Origin of the sequence: Paenibacillus sp. PAMC21692 (genome assembly GCF_014303795.1) — a bacterium.
GTDB lineage: Bacteria > Bacillota > Bacilli > Paenibacillales > Paenibacillaceae > Pristimantibacillus > Pristimantibacillus agaridevorans.
This window is the reverse complement of sequence record NZ_CP060293.1, coordinates 4,588,542-4,601,446: the sequence shown is the minus strand read 5'-3', so window position 1 is coordinate 4,601,446 and position 12,905 is coordinate 4,588,542. Positions and strand designations below refer to the sequence as shown.

Annotated in this window: 16 protein-coding genes, 1 tRNA gene and 2 pseudogenes; 8 read left to right on the top strand and 11 right to left on the bottom strand. The window is 44.7% G+C overall.

Features of this window, described 5'->3' with window-relative positions; translation table 11 throughout:
• Nucleotides 1-186: 186 nt before the first annotated feature.
• Nucleotides 187-1,656: an aminotransferase class I/II-fold pyridoxal phosphate-dependent enzyme gene (locus H7F31_RS18230; RefSeq protein ID WP_187099937.1), complete on the top strand. Its 1,470-nt coding sequence runs from the start codon at nucleotides 187-189 to the stop codon at nucleotides 1,654-1,656.
• A 62-nt stretch (nucleotides 1,657-1,718) separates the two neighbouring features.
• On the top strand, nucleotides 1,719-2,135 hold the full coding sequence (locus H7F31_RS18225; RefSeq protein WP_187099936.1) for a DUF1885 family protein: 417 nt from the start codon (nucleotides 1,719-1,721) through the stop codon (nucleotides 2,133-2,135).
• Between the two features lie 68 nt (nucleotides 2,136-2,203).
• Here H7F31_RS18225 and H7F31_RS18220 read toward each other — a convergent pair whose 3' ends face one another.
• From H7F31_RS18220 to H7F31_RS18210, 3 genes are all read right to left on the bottom strand, one after another.
• Nucleotides 2,204-2,515: a DUF1292 domain-containing protein gene (locus H7F31_RS18220; protein WP_087567730.1), complete on the bottom strand. Its 312-nt coding sequence runs from the start codon at nucleotides 2,513-2,515 to the stop codon at nucleotides 2,204-2,206.
• A 115-nt stretch (nucleotides 2,516-2,630) separates the two neighbouring features.
• A complete protein-coding gene (locus tag H7F31_RS18215; protein ID WP_087567729.1) occupies nucleotides 2,631-3,203 on the bottom strand; it encodes a stalk domain-containing protein in 573 nt (190 codons plus the stop codon).
• A 165-nt stretch (nucleotides 3,204-3,368) separates the two neighbouring features.
• Entirely contained in the window at nucleotides 3,369-3,575 is a 207-nt protein-coding gene (locus H7F31_RS18210; RefSeq protein ID WP_087567728.1) for a hypothetical protein, read from the bottom strand.
• Nucleotides 3,576-3,725: 150 nt separating this feature from the next.
• Here H7F31_RS18210 and H7F31_RS18205 point away from each other — a divergent pair, with 150 nt between their 5' ends.
• Nucleotides 3,726-4,451: an MBL fold metallo-hydrolase gene (locus tag H7F31_RS18205; RefSeq protein WP_187099935.1), complete on the top strand. Its 726-nt coding sequence runs from the start codon at nucleotides 3,726-3,728 to the stop codon at nucleotides 4,449-4,451.
• 123 nt (nucleotides 4,452-4,574) lie between these two features.
• Here the strand turns inward: H7F31_RS18205 and H7F31_RS18200 are convergent, their stop codons facing one another.
• From H7F31_RS18200 to H7F31_RS18185, 4 genes are all read right to left on the bottom strand, one after another.
• Nucleotides 4,575-4,826 (bottom strand): DUF3892 domain-containing protein, encoded by a 252-nt coding sequence (locus H7F31_RS18200; RefSeq protein ID WP_087567726.1) that lies wholly within the window; start codon nucleotides 4,824-4,826, stop codon nucleotides 4,575-4,577.
• A gap of 104 nt (nucleotides 4,827-4,930) precedes the next feature.
• Nucleotides 4,931-5,170: a hypothetical protein gene (locus tag H7F31_RS18195; RefSeq protein ID WP_187099934.1), complete on the bottom strand. Its 240-nt coding sequence runs from the start codon at nucleotides 5,168-5,170 to the stop codon at nucleotides 4,931-4,933.
• A gap of 141 nt (nucleotides 5,171-5,311) precedes the next feature.
• Entirely contained in the window at nucleotides 5,312-5,785 is a 474-nt protein-coding gene (locus tag H7F31_RS18190; protein ID WP_187099933.1) for an RDD family protein, read from the bottom strand.
• A gap of 26 nt (nucleotides 5,786-5,811) precedes the next feature.
• Nucleotides 5,812-6,279 carry a hypothetical protein gene (locus H7F31_RS18185; RefSeq protein WP_187099932.1) on the bottom strand — a complete coding sequence of 156 codons (468 nt, stop codon included), beginning with the start codon at nucleotides 6,277-6,279 and terminating at the stop codon, nucleotides 5,812-5,814.
• A 176-nt stretch (nucleotides 6,280-6,455) separates the two neighbouring features.
• Between H7F31_RS18185 and H7F31_RS18180 the strand changes: the two genes are divergently transcribed.
• The gene (locus H7F31_RS18180; protein WP_087567723.1) at nucleotides 6,456-6,794 is read left to right on the top strand and encodes a L,D-transpeptidase; all 339 of its coding nucleotides are present in this window, start codon (nucleotides 6,456-6,458) and stop codon (nucleotides 6,792-6,794) included.
• Nucleotides 6,795-6,895: 101 nt separating this feature from the next.
• Here H7F31_RS18180 and H7F31_RS18175 read toward each other — a convergent pair whose 3' ends face one another.
• A complete protein-coding gene (locus H7F31_RS18175; protein WP_187099931.1) occupies nucleotides 6,896-7,144 on the bottom strand; it encodes a YolD-like family protein in 249 nt (82 codons plus the stop codon).
• 152 nt (nucleotides 7,145-7,296) lie between these two features.
• A tRNA-Val gene (locus H7F31_RS18170) sits at nucleotides 7,297-7,369 on the bottom strand.
• Nucleotides 7,370-7,532: 163 nt separating this feature from the next.
• On the opposite strand from H7F31_RS18170, the gene H7F31_RS18165 reads away from it, so the two are divergent.
• The 4 genes and pseudogenes from H7F31_RS18165 (at nucleotide 7,533) to H7F31_RS18155 (ending at nucleotide 10,331) form a co-directional block, all read left to right on the top strand.
• Entirely contained in the window at nucleotides 7,533-8,501 is a 969-nt protein-coding gene (locus H7F31_RS18165) for an S-layer homology domain-containing protein (protein ID WP_261800039.1), read from the top strand.
• 217 nt (nucleotides 8,502-8,718) lie between these two features.
• Nucleotides 8,719-9,087, top strand: a pseudogene (locus H7F31_RS34225) (DNA-entry nuclease); the annotation flags it as partial.
• Nucleotides 9,088-9,177: 90 nt separating this feature from the next.
• Nucleotides 9,178-9,279 (top strand): annotated as a pseudogene (locus H7F31_RS34220) (excalibur calcium-binding domain-containing protein); the annotation flags it as partial.
• A 590-nt stretch (nucleotides 9,280-9,869) separates the two neighbouring features.
• Nucleotides 9,870-10,331 carry a hypothetical protein gene (locus tag H7F31_RS18155; RefSeq protein ID WP_187099929.1) on the top strand — a complete coding sequence of 154 codons (462 nt, stop codon included), beginning with the start codon at nucleotides 9,870-9,872 and terminating at the stop codon, nucleotides 10,329-10,331.
• Nucleotides 10,332-10,692: 361 nt separating this feature from the next.
• Here the strand turns inward: H7F31_RS18155 and H7F31_RS18150 are convergent, their stop codons facing one another.
• Complete coding sequence (locus H7F31_RS18150) at nucleotides 10,693-11,073, bottom strand: YhjD family protein (RefSeq protein ID WP_187099928.1); 381 nt, start codon at nucleotides 11,071-11,073, stop codon at nucleotides 10,693-10,695.
• 149 nt (nucleotides 11,074-11,222) lie between these two features.
• Nucleotides 11,223-12,905, bottom strand: a complete 1,683-nt coding sequence (locus H7F31_RS18145) for an AAA family ATPase (RefSeq protein WP_187099927.1) — start codon at nucleotides 12,903-12,905, stop codon at nucleotides 11,223-11,225.

The following is a 12,905-nucleotide window of genomic DNA, read 5'->3' as shown; positions in this document are numbered from 1 at the left end:
CCGTTAATCCCTCCACCATACTATCGTACCATAAGTAGGAACGGTGCAAGTATGAACAATTTTGTAACAAATACGATAAATCCCGCTCCTGGAGCGCCTTCTACAGATAATCTTTACTTGCAAAACCGCTTGTTTTTGTTATACTCAACTTTGTTTGTACATCTGATGAAAGGCAGGGATACGGCGATGGATCATAATAAAACCCCGCTCTTCACTGCGCTACGCAAACATGCGGCGCATAATCCCGTTCAATTCCACATTCCAGGTCACAAAAAAGGCGTCGGAAGCGACTCAGAATTCCGCGAATTTATCGGCGACAATGCGTTGTCGATCGATCTTATCAATATAGCTCCGTTGGATGACTTGCATCAACCGACAGGCGTCATTGAAGAATCTCAGAAGCTTGCGGCGGATGCATTCGGCTCTGACTTTACTTACTTTTCCGTACAGGGTACTAGCGGCGCGATTATCACGATGATTATGTCCGTCTGCTCCCCCGGCGACAAAATCATCGTGCCTCGCAACGTGCACAAGTCGATTATGGCTGCTATTATTTTCGCCGGTGCGAGACCTGTATTTATTTCGCCAGCACGCGACAGCACGCTTGGCATCGACCATGGCATCACGACCCGTTCCGTTCGCCGTGCATTGGAGCGTCATCCCGACGCCAAGGCCGTGCTCGTTATCAATCCGACTTACTTCGGCATCTGCGCCAACTTAAAGGAAATCGTCGATCTGGTTCATAGCTACGATATTCCGGTACTAGTAGACGAAGCTCATGGCGTGCTCATTCATTTCCACGACAAGCTGCCGATGTCGGCTATGCAGGCCGGAGCGGATATGGCAGCAACAAGCGTGCACAAGCTCGGCGGCTCCATGACGCAAAGTTCCGTGCTTAACATCCGCAAGGGACGCGTAAATCCCCAGCGTGTTCAGACGATCATCAGCATGCTGACAACAACGTCCACATCCTATATTCTGCTGGCTTCGCTCGATACTTCACGCCGCAATCTGGCCTTGAACGGCCGCGAAATCGCTGAACGTGTCATCGAGTTGGCACAGGACGCTCGACGCCAGATTAACGAAATACCAGGCCTTTACAGCTTCGGCGAGGAAATACTTGGCGGTGAGGCGACCTACGACTACGATCCGACCAAGGTCACGATTCATGTGCGCCATCTCGGCGTAACAGGTTACGACGTCGAAAACTGGCTTCGCGACAATTATAATCTGGAGATCGAGCTTAGCGATATGTATAACATTCTTTGCCTAGTTACGCCTGGAGATACGTCTGAATCCGTAGAGAAGCTTATTCAAGCTCTTCGGGGCTTATCCGATGCGTTTCATGCAGGGGCCGAAGCCCGAGAGTTAGTCGTTAAGATTCCGGAAATTCCTCAGCTCTCTCTTACTCCGCGCGATGCCTTTTATGCGGAGACGGAGGTCATTCCTTTCAAGGAGTCTGCAGGACGTATCATTGCCGAGTTTATCTATGTCTATCCGCCAGGTATTCCGATCTTGCTGCCGGGAGAGGTTATCTCGCAAGCGAACATCGATTATATTGTCGATCATGTTGAGGTTGGCTTGCCCGTTAAGGGTCCCGAAGATCGGAGCATCCAGTACGTGAAGGTAATCGTCGAAGAAACCGCTATCTCTTAATAAACCATATTTATTGTCAAGGTTTCCAGCTCATGCTATGATGCCCTTAGAGGTGATGATAGATGAGTCAGAGTGCTTACATCAAGCTAGTGGAAGGCTCAACCGCTCAAGACATTACGCTTCAAGACATTCGGGATACGCTGGCGCATTATGTGAGTCAGACTGCTTTAACCGGCGAACAACTCGGTTGGGACTACGCAAACGCCGCCTTCCCGTACACGGAAGAATCCGCCGGAGACGACCGATGGTTCTACCTTAAAGGAACGGCCAGACCTTATAAGTACATGATTTTGGGAACTTCGGTGACGACGAGTGTCGCCGGCTCTGACGTCAACTGTATTCAGGTCGTATTGCCGGAAGGCTCTACACACGGCGACAAGGCCAAGGGCAACGAGCTATGCAAGTATATGGCCAAGAAGCTAAAAGCAGAGCTCACCATGTTTAACGGCAGAACGATCTATTACAATCCACGCAAGTAAAACGATAACGGGCTGCACAGTCAGGTTCGATACCCGGCTGCGCAGCCCGTTTAATTATTGCTGCACGATTATTCTTCGTTCTCGGTACGCGCAATCTCTTCGTAGATCGCCGTTACGCGCTCCCACTCCGCATCATCTTCGATGCCGACCAGAAATGCTTCGTCGTTCTCTTCTTCAATGCGGAATATAACGCCGTCCAGCTCCGGATCTTGACGATCCAGCAAAACTGCGTACGCATTGTTCTCGGATTCGAACGTATATACCATGACCATCTCGCGTTCTTCGCCTTCGTCATTGGTCACAATGAACACATGCTCTTCGTGTTCGTGATCGTGATCATGACCGCAGCCGCAATCCGGTCCGTGCTGATGCTCGCTCATGTTTGCAACCCCGCTTCCGTTAATTAATCATACCTGTCTATCCTAACATGTTCGTATATCGCGGGTCAAACGAAAGAAGCCCCTCCATGGAGGGACCTCCTGATATTTAATGCAGTTAACCTTTGGATGAGGAAGTGATGAGCTTCTCCGATACGACTACCCAATCTTCCGAGTTCGACAGTCGCATATAGAATCGTACTTTATATTTGCCCGTGGCGTCGAACTTGTAATCGAATTCATCCGTGATGAACCAGAAGGAATCGTTGTTGTTCGTCACATTCTCGCTTTGAATAAACCGCTCCTTGCCAGACGGATCCTCAATCGTTACCTTAACGGAAGCAAGATCGGTCTTAACATTGTCAATTTGGGAGAATACTTTAATTTTGCCCTGATATCCTTTGTTCACGCCGCCGAACGGCTGACTGCCATTGTACAGAAACATATGGACGTTCGGCTTGTAAAGAATCGCCCGCTTATTGTTATCGTCCCATCGGACGATGGCTCCCATCGCTTCCGCAATCTGGCGCAGCGGCAAATACGTCTTTCCTTCCAATAATACGCCGCCTTCATCCTGCTCTGTGCCATTAATCATGACGCGTACCTTCTGGGTAGTGGCGTCCGCGAATATCATTGTGCCACCCCATATGGACAGCAACGTCAGCATTATCGCAATTTTCCTGAACTTCATCGCTGCATAAACCCCCATCCGCCTATTCTGGATGTAAATTTATACTCATGCCGTCCAACAAAGTTGCGCTCAATTTTTATCATTTTTTCGTCAAAATCATAAATGCGATCCATTGTCAAATGCTGTTGAATACTGCGCTTGCCTGGGAAATACAATCAAAGAGTATTACCCGTATGTTCTGGTCAGGATGCACGGCACCCCTTTGCCCACTGCACCAGGCTCTTGCATACGCGCCAAGTAGTTCATCCCTTTGGCGCAAGGCGTCTTGCATACTCTGCAGCTCTCCGACAACACCAGCTTATAATGAACCTGTTTGTGGTCGCTTGCCACCTTTTTTTTCTTCACGCTTTTTCCTTTGCCGCCTTTGCTCATCCTGACCATCCTCTCCCTTTAGGTCCAGCTTCAACATCGTATGAATGAGGACGGAATGTTGCACCTCGAAATGGCAAGCTCTCGCAAATTTTGTTACAGTAGAGAGAGTAACGGCAAAAATAACCATACGAGCAATAGGAGTGTGAATATATGTACATAACGATGCTTGGAACAGGCAGCGCTTTCGCCAAACGATACAATAATAACAACGCTTTAATAGAGTCGGGAAATTATCGTCTGCTTGTGGATTGCGGTATAACGCTGCCCAAGGCTCTGCACGACCATGGAGTCACGTTCGCAGAGATCGATGCGGTGCTGATCAGCCATATTCATGCAGATCATGTTGGAGGACTCGAAGAGCTTGCGTTCCAAATGATGTTCAAATACGGCCGCAAGCCCCTCCTTTATATCGAGGAGTCGCTCGCCCAACCGCTTTGGGAGCATACGCTGAGAGGCGGATTAGTGCAAGGAGAGCTTAATGCCCTTGATCATTTCTTCGAGGTACGACCGCTGACACGCGGCCAAACTTACGAGCTTGCGCCGGGACTGCAGGTTAAATTAATAAAGACGGAGCATATACCATGCAAGGACAGCTACTCTTTCCTCTTTAATGAGACATTTTTCTATACGGCAGACATGGTGTTTAATGGAGAGCTTCTAACAAACCTGGTACAAGCGGGTGTTACGACTATCTATCATGATTGTCAGCTTGAATCGCCCGGAGTTGTCCATGCCTGCTTGGACGAGCTGCTGACGCTGCCTCGGGAAATCCAGGATCATATCTATCTCATGCATTATGGAGACGCGCTTGAGAATTACCGGGGAAAAATCGGGGCAATGCGTATTGTGGAGCAAGGCGAGAAACACAAGGTATAGTTCAAGCCAAACAACCCCGATCCTTCATATAAACAGGTGATCGGGAGAAGAACTCCTTTGCACCAATTCAATAGAAGATCGAGGTCGCTCGCAACTCGTTTGACCGTCAGATTTACTGGTTATTTAGAAAAGCGGCAACTGATCCAGGTTATTGGTTGGATCGCCATCGGCATCGCCGCGCAGATACGTTTCTCCATCCCTGCCTTTAAAAGCATTAACGCCGGAGATTCGGCCTGCTTGTACTTCCTGCAAGGCCGTTGCATAGTCCAATTGACGACCCGAGGACGTTTTAAATGCCGTTAAATCGCCGTCACCATTTTTCTGTACCGCTACAATCGTCTCTCTTGCATCTTCCGAAATTTGATTCTGATCCATACCTGATCACTCCTCCCGAATATTTACAATCGGTACGGAATTAGCTTCCCTCGACATCCTTCGGATTATTCCCACAACTGCTGACTGCGTACAAGGGAGGAGAGTCATCTCTTCTTCCTTCGAGACTTTTTGCTGGATATCAAAGCGGTCAATCCTTCTTCTTCGGTTTGTTCATCGTCCTCCTGCTTCGCCAGAAGAAGAGCCCATAAGGCAAGAAGATCGCCAATTACTACGACGACACCCGCAATAATCGCCAAATCATCAGATGAAATGGTCGATTTGTTATTGCTGTTGATGGTATTGGAGGAGGCTCCAGCCTCCCTTCCTCGTTTAGATTTGGCCATGACCATATATCCCGCCCGTCAGTAAAGTTATGATAATAGTCTATTCAGATAGGCGGATAAGGTATGGGCGAATGGATAACGAAAAAGGAGCGGCAGCGATGAATCGCCACACGCTCCTCCTGTGCTTGTTTTAGTTATTTTTTAAACGCGTACGACTTGAGTGCCTGCTATAAAATCGTGGATGCCCCGTTTGTCTTCGCGAAGACCCACCATAAACCAATCCACAATCAAGGCGATTCCAAATGTAACTCCGACAATGACAGCCCATACAACATTGCGCATCAACATGTTACCGATATGCGGCGGCTCATTGTTAATGACCCTAATGATTCGAATGCTGCATATTTTTTTACCGATTGTGTAGCCATTCCAGAAGACGGGCAGTAATAACGCATACAAGAAAGACAACACATTTGTGAAGATGGATTCGCCTGAAGAACCGCCTGTTAAAATGAGGGAAAGAACGCTTAGAGGGATTCCGATAATCAGGCCGTCCAGCAAAATGGCTCCGAACCGAATCCAGAAGCCAGCCGGATCGTTCGGAAGGGGCTGCTGTTGATCCCAGTTGTTGCCCGGATTGAAATTCGTTGATGGGTATGGATTGTTTTCATTCAAGCTCTTCACCTCATTATTGTTATGGGTTAAAACCAACGGGGAAAACGCTTATATTTAACTGTAATGCCCTGCTTCATCGCCCAATGTTTCAGCGCCTCCATACACTCATCCTCTTCGCCGCTGTTCTTCATTCTGAAACATAACATTGGAGGTATCATTTTTTTACCATGACGTTTGAATCCGATGATAGGACGAAAATAACCATTCGAATAAATGGCTTCCACTGCTTCGCCGTCTATTCGACGGCCAAATAATTCTAACGTTGACTGATGTATATGTAACTGCGCAGGCTTCTTATTCATAATGATTGCGTTTAGTAAATAAGCAACAACCGCACTGAAGGCAATCAAGATGCTAAGTATAAATAAAAGCAAAAGACTGCCCCATTCTGGTTCTGTCCGGATGAATAAGTAGATTTGAATGAACAAAAAAAATAGAAATACAAAAACGGGCACAAATCCCGTCGAAGGCCTAACCTCAATTGTTTTCTTCATGCCAGTCCCCTTGTTTCATCTAACGTCACTTATCCAGCAATAACCATGAATTCATTATACTTGAAATCGTTGGGTTGAACACTGATTATTTAAACCTTATTCCCATTTCTTTTAGTGCGTTCACCCAGTCCAATTGGTATGCTTCTTCGTAAGATGTGACGAGGAGGAAATTGCCTATGCCCTATCGAAGAATCATCATTGATTTGTCGGATCGTCACTTATATTTATTGGAGGATAATACCGTCGTTCGCGGTTACCCCGTTGGCATAGGCCGAATGGTCACGAGCACGCCTGCGGGCGAATTCACGATCGTCAACAAACAGCTGAATCCTGGCGGACCGTTCGGCGCCTTCTGGATGGGACTCTCCAAACCGCATTACGGTATCCATGGCACCAACGATCCCAGCTCCATAGGTCACTTGGTATCTCATGGCTGTATACGCATGTACAATCAAGACGTGATGGAGCTTCAGTCTCTTGTTCCTGTAGGAACTCGGGTAACCATACGGCCATAGCATTTTTTCCGGGCTAATCCGAGAAATGAAAGGGGCTCTTAACAACGCCTTTAGCGCTGTAAGAACCCCTTAATTTCTAAAAAAGGAAAAACCTATCGAGCCTATCCCGCATTCCCCACCTTCATAATATCCATGAACGGCACTCTTTCTGTTTCGCCATTTCCTTTCTCGACATGAATCAATTTTGTTCTGGAATCCAGCTTGACAATCCTTCCGACAACCGATCCCTGATTCCAAATCTCCAGTTCTACATTTTCTTTTTCTTGATGAGCCTCTACCAGGCGTTCTCCTAATTCCTCTAACACATATTCATCTCTAGTCGGCCTTTTCGGTCCTTTATCTTTTGCCATGCCTGATCACCCTTTATCATTTTTTATTTGATTGCCCAATAGTGTAATCAGTCAAATTTGTCCTGATCTCCGTTCGCGACGCCTCTCTTACTATTCCAAATCGTTCAAGATGAAAAAGGAAAAAAACCCTTGAATATCAAGGGTTTTCAGTATGATCTGTAGTGGGCTCGAACCACTGACCCCTACCCTGTCAAGATAGTGCTCTCCCAGCTGAGCTAACAGATCGTATCGCAGTGACAAGATATAATATATCAAATCCGGATAAGCTAGTCAATAGCTTCTTTAAAATATTGTAATAATAATTTGTCCCCTCCTCCCTGCAACCTATTGGTTAAACTTCCCGTCAATGACAATGCAGCTGCAAAAAACAAAATCAGAGGTGAAATTGATGAAGAAGAAACCGTTGTTTATTATGGCGATCGTCGCGGTCCTGCTCTTCACGTTGGGACAATCCGTCATGGCCTTCTCCGACGTATCCAAGGATCCGAATGCAGACAAAATCAACGCATTAAAGGAAAAAGGGATTCTTTCCGGATATGCGGATGGCGAGTTCAAGCCGAATGGCACACTGTCTTACGCTTCTGCCATTTCCATGATCGTGAAAGGCCTGGATCTTAACCTTGATCATGTACGCTTTATTCGTATGCCGCTGGCAAGCGACAACCACCCTAATCTGGAAGATGATGCTTGGTACTCCCAGGCTTTCGTTATTGCGGACTTCTACGACTTGGGCATTCCCAAGGACGTGAAAGCGACCGATAAAATTACGAAAGAGCAATACGCCCATCACCTGTTTAAAGCGATGATGACCAAAGGCGACTACGCGTTCATTGAAATCTTCATGCTTATTAATGACGAGGCGGACATCGACTCGAAGTACATGGACAGCATCCAGAAGCTGCTAATCAGCAAAATCGTATCCCTGGACGACAAACAAAACTTCCATCCTACTAAAGCAATTGCGCGTGGCGAAGCGGCAGGTTGGCTGTTCGACGGAATCCGGTTCGTGGAGGAGCAAACGCCGATCGAACCCGAGCCAGAGCAACCAGCCTACGACTTCGAGCTTAGCGTCGATGCCGTTAATGCGGATGTAAACAAAGTTACGGTTTCTGCTCAGCTGCCGCATCCAGGTTACGGGCTGCGCATTGCTTCTATCGCCTTCGAAGGCGATAAAGCGCTGATAAGCGTTGAAGTCGTGCAACCGGATCCAGACAAAATGTATCCGCAAGTCATAACCGAAGCCAAAGTATCCACGTACGTGGATGCCAAGCTGAAGCCCGAACTGGCTCCAGCGGCTGCCTCCTCGACTCCCGGCTCCACGGGTTCCCCGGACGATAGCGTGAGCAGCAACGAATAAGAAAGCAGAATAACTTCTGGACAGTTGTCATAAAGACTCCTGTCCGGGAGTTTTTTTTGTGCGTGCCAATATTGTAGAAACTTCCGGATTCCTTTACACTAGGGGGAGTAGCGCATAAAGATCGGCAAAGTTGATCGATTGCCAGTCTAGTCATCATGAGAGGAGCTTAGAATTTTTGTTAAGCAGAAACATCATTATAATTGCTCTTCTGTGTCTTCTGACAGCATGCAGCACTTATACGGGGAGTAACATATCACAACCGACAGACTACGATATCGAGCTGGTATTCCCCAGCGATAAATATCCGGAAACAGCGCTTCATATTCAAGGTGCTATTGAACAGGGTTTCTCCAATATCTGCACAATTGATCGTGAAGGCGCGGAAGCTAATCGCAAGGAATCGCTTGCCGGTATTGAAACCCGATCAGGTTATGACCGTGATGAATGGCCGATGGCCATGTGCGAGGAAGGCGGCAAAGGAGCCAGTGTCGCCTACATCGATGCCAGCGATAATCGCGGGGCCGGGAGCTGGGTAGGCAATCAACTGTCGGAATATGCCAATGGGACGAAGGTCTTATTCGTCGTTGATAAGCCCTCTAAGCTATTTCCCGAGCCGGAGACGGCCGAGCAATCGCAAGAACCGCAGCCTACGAAGGAAACGTATTACGCGAACTGTACGGCGGTCAAGGCAGCAGGAGCTGCTCCCCTGCATAAAGGCGACCCTGGCTATCGTTCTCAGCTTGATCGGGATGGCGACGGGGTTGCATGCGAAGGATAACGCTACTCGCACAACAAAAAACCTCCATCATATGATGGAGGTGTCCGTGTTCTAACTGATGTTAAAACAACTAACGCTATGTAATTCCATTAAATGCATTTGAAGTGCCGAGGACCGGGATCGAACCGGTACGGTAGTCACCTACCGCAGGATTTTAAGTTTTACGGCGTTGGCACAAAACCGTCTATGCCATGCGTCGTAAGGCGTTTCCTGTGCGGGCCATCTCGTAATATTCGGTAGTGACCGTAAGACTTTTTCCGGTTGCTTAAACGTTGGCTTAACGACGGCATCCGAATCCTGACGCGGCTAAACTCGTAATCGTCGAGTAAAGCGCACCCTATAACTCGCAAAATTATTGTACCACGCTGCTAGATCGGAGCGCAACCGATAGATCAATCAATCTCCTTTACGATATTATGGTTAATGATATTTTTTATCAATACATCCCAGCAATGCTTTCTTATTGCTTTTTTTACTGGTATAATAGTATAAATTATGTAATCGTAGGAGTGATCCACATCTCACCCGAGGTTAACCCTAAAGAATACGATTCACAAAGCTGTATTGCAATACTAGATACTGCTAAAACCGTGTACTACGAAGAAATTGATAGATTTAAGCAAGTAGAAGCAAAAACAAACATAGCACTTGCTTTTGCTGGGATATTTTTTGGTGGGTTCATCACGTTTGCAGTGTCAAACACTCCTGTAAATAAAGACATAGGCTATCTTACGTACAGTCTTATTTTTAAAGCAGTTGTTGTAGTCTTTTTTCTAGTTGCGGCTTTTTTCTTCTATAGATCTCTTAAATCTAACGGATATGCCCAATTAACTCTTGAAAATATAGTTAATGAAGAAACTGCTCTAGAACCCGCTAACGACACTCATCTCTCAATAGCTGCCACTTACAAAGATGCTGTGATCGCAAACCGTCAGAGAATAGAAGAAAAGACAGATGATTACGACAACGGACTCAAATACATAAGTTGGTCATTTCTGATTTTCGTTTTACATTATATTGTAGAGGTGGTAATTAAGTATGTTTCAACGTGACTCAGGATCGTCTTTTAATAGTAATAAAGGGAATAATCCACTGCAAGGAAAAGGAACCACTATAGTAAAACGAGATAAATTCAATGAGGGCACATCTACCAATCGACCAGGACAAGTACAAAAACCACCAACACCGAACACAAAGAAGTAATCTTTATAATAGCAGCACGTGATTCGTATAGTAAGTGAGTTAGAGTTCTTCAAACCTTTAATTTCCATAATTCACTTACTCAGATTATCCGGCCTTAATTATATCAATATGATAATATCCCACTTGCTTTACACACTACATAATCTTTTAAAAAAGGGGCGGTTGCTGGCGTAGAGAATACGTTGGTGACCGCCCTATTCCGCCTTACGTCTACGCCCGCTGCTTTCCCCGGAAGCTCGCGGATACCGCCTGCATATATCGCGCCATTCTCGCGGACACTTCCGCTTGTATTTCGTCGCGTCGGAGTTCGACCGTGTCCACGCGATCGCGGCAACGATATTCGAACAACCCGCTCGTCCGCGCGGCCACGGCGTCCTCTATGCGGATGCGTTGACGATAAAGGTCACGTTTAATTACGTTCATCTCTTCGCGGGCCGTGAGCGCAAAGTAATCGAGGCACCGTAACAATACGCCACTTAGCGTTGTCCTTGTCGAATTCATATCCGCCTGACTACGTTGAATCGCGATAATTAAGTGTGTTTGTGCCACGTAACTGCGTATTAATCCGGCCTCTACGTCTTCCTGTATCATGTGACGCCACCGCCTTTTTTATCGTATATTTACATGATACAAGAACATACGTTCGATTTCAAGAAGTGCGCGTCACATGATAGCAACGTAATTAAATTGAACTTATTTTCAACATTAGCTGAATAAGACCTTGCTAATAAGTTATTGACTTAAGAGATAACTGTTTCCGTTTCGGATAATAAATTATTCAAATTCTCTAATACGTCTTTTAAGTGTGTTAAATATGTTCTTGATTCATTATCTGGTAGACTACAGATCCATTCACAAAGGCTAGCCTTTTGGATTTCCTCATGGGTTGCTTCCCCACCATAATCGTTTACTGATTTGTAGGTACGATAAAATTGATTTCTTGGGAAATCCGAGGGGAAAACCAACAGATTTTCTATCCCTTTCTTGATATTAGAATCTCTAATAAATGGCATTATTCTTACATATAGATTTGAAAAATCCTGTTCTCTTTGTTTGGTGTCAGAATCATATAACAAAACAGTTTTTTGTTTTAAGAATTTTGGATTGGCTAATAGAAACATTTTAGTTTGACTCAATGCTGACTCACCAGTAAATTCAGTTTTACCGTTCTCAATAGTCCTACCTATCCATATTATTTCAAGTGATTTTAACGAAATATTAAATACCTCCATTGCTTTCAAAAGATATTTTTCATCCGTCTCACCTTCTACAAATACCACCGGTTTATCCTGCTTTAAATCAAAGTGTATATTAAATGCTTTTTGGATAGTCGTTTGCGTTGTCCATCCGTAAAATTGAGGTTCAGTAGATACTTCAACTTGGCCAGCAGCGTTTCTAGTCAAAATAATTACTTTTTCATTTAAACCTTTCTGTTCATGTACAATAAAAGGTGAATGCGTAACTACAATTATTTGTGATGTCTGATTGCCATCTTCGTTCGTAAATAACCTTTTAAAGAAATTCATAATTCTAAGTTGCCAAGAAGGATGTAAACTTATTTCGGGTTCGTCAATTAACACAAGTACCCCTTGATTGCTTTTTATATCTTCTAGTAAGAAGCCACCGCGATAAACGATTTGCTTTTCTCCAGAACTGAGTTCATTTAAACTTATCTCTTTTCCATGTTCCTCAAATAAGATAGCTTTTTTGCCAGATCTATTTGTGATTCCTTTGAATCTTTTAAATGGAAACATATAATGAAATGCATCTTTAAATCTATTCATTCTAATACTCTTCATTTCATCGGGAGGTATTTTTCCAGGGTTGTTTTCTACCCAATCGGATAGATCTGAATCGTCTATATTTTTTATATCAATTAATAATTGAGCTATATTTGTAGCTAAATTCGTATCTGATTTTATGCTGACCTCTTGTTTTTTATCAACATCCTTGGATGTGACGGAATTAATCTCTTGTGGATTAAAATTTATTTCAACATCCGAATAAAGTGATTTCATTATGTATTTGTGGTTTTGCAATACACTAGCATCCATTTCTCTTGAATTATTATAATTGTCATAAAAAATAATTGAAAATGCTTTCCAGTTAAAAGCCATTGAGTAGTCAATTTTTAAAGTTATCTCACCATTAAGAACGCCATCAGTAAATGATTGCAAGCCTGAAAGTAATTCAATTTCACTTTCATTAAGAACTATTTGAAACGTTCTAATTTCATCTTTAGGTACAGTTATAGGACGAAATTCAGAAAGCTCAAAAAGTATGTTCAATATAGTTGATTTTCCAGTTCCGTTTTCCCCAGCTAAAATTATTGTGTCACAAACTTTCCCGTCTGAGTTACAAAAATCAATGTCTAGATCTCCAAGTGTTGGATTATTTCTAATAGAGATATTTTTTAACCTCAT

Excerpts from the sequence above, each read along its gene's own strand:
- H7F31_RS18230 (WP_187099937.1), top strand. The coding sequence starts at position 187 with ATGGATCATAATAAAACCCCGCTCTTCACTGCGCTACGCAAACATGCG.
- H7F31_RS18225 (WP_187099936.1), top strand. The coding sequence starts at position 1,719 with ATGAGTCAGAGTGCTTACATCAAGCTAGTGGAAGGCTCAACCGCTCAA.
- H7F31_RS18220 (WP_087567730.1), bottom strand. The coding sequence starts at position 2,515 with ATGAGCGAGCATCAGCACGGACCGGATTGCGGCTGCGGTCATGATCAC.
- H7F31_RS18215 (WP_087567729.1), bottom strand. The coding sequence starts at position 3,203 with ATGAAGTTCAGGAAAATTGCGATAATGCTGACGTTGCTGTCCATATGG.
- H7F31_RS18210 (WP_087567728.1), bottom strand. The coding sequence starts at position 3,575 with ATGAGCAAAGGCGGCAAAGGAAAAAGCGTGAAGAAAAAAAAGGTGGCA.
- H7F31_RS18205 (WP_187099935.1), top strand. The coding sequence starts at position 3,726 with ATGTACATAACGATGCTTGGAACAGGCAGCGCTTTCGCCAAACGATAC.
- H7F31_RS18200 (WP_087567726.1), bottom strand. The coding sequence starts at position 4,826 with ATGGATCAGAATCAAATTTCGGAAGATGCAAGAGAGACGATTGTAGCG.
- H7F31_RS18195 (WP_187099934.1), bottom strand. The coding sequence starts at position 5,170 with ATGGCCAAATCTAAACGAGGAAGGGAGGCTGGAGCCTCCTCCAATACC.
- H7F31_RS18185 (WP_187099932.1), bottom strand. The coding sequence starts at position 6,279 with ATGAAGAAAACAATTGAGGTTAGGCCTTCGACGGGATTTGTGCCCGTT.
- H7F31_RS18180 (WP_087567723.1), top strand. The coding sequence starts at position 6,456 with ATGCCCTATCGAAGAATCATCATTGATTTGTCGGATCGTCACTTATAT.
- H7F31_RS18175 (WP_187099931.1), bottom strand. The coding sequence starts at position 7,144 with ATGGCAAAAGATAAAGGACCGAAAAGGCCGACTAGAGATGAATATGTG.
- H7F31_RS18165 (WP_261800039.1), top strand. The coding sequence starts at position 7,533 with ATGAAGAAGAAACCGTTGTTTATTATGGCGATCGTCGCGGTCCTGCTC.
- H7F31_RS18150 (WP_187099928.1), bottom strand. The coding sequence starts at position 11,073 with ATGATACAGGAAGACGTAGAGGCCGGATTAATACGCAGTTACGTGGCA.
- H7F31_RS18145 (WP_187099927.1), bottom strand. The coding sequence starts at position 12,905 with ATGAGGTTAAAAAATATCTCTATTAGAAATAATCCAACACTTGGAGAT.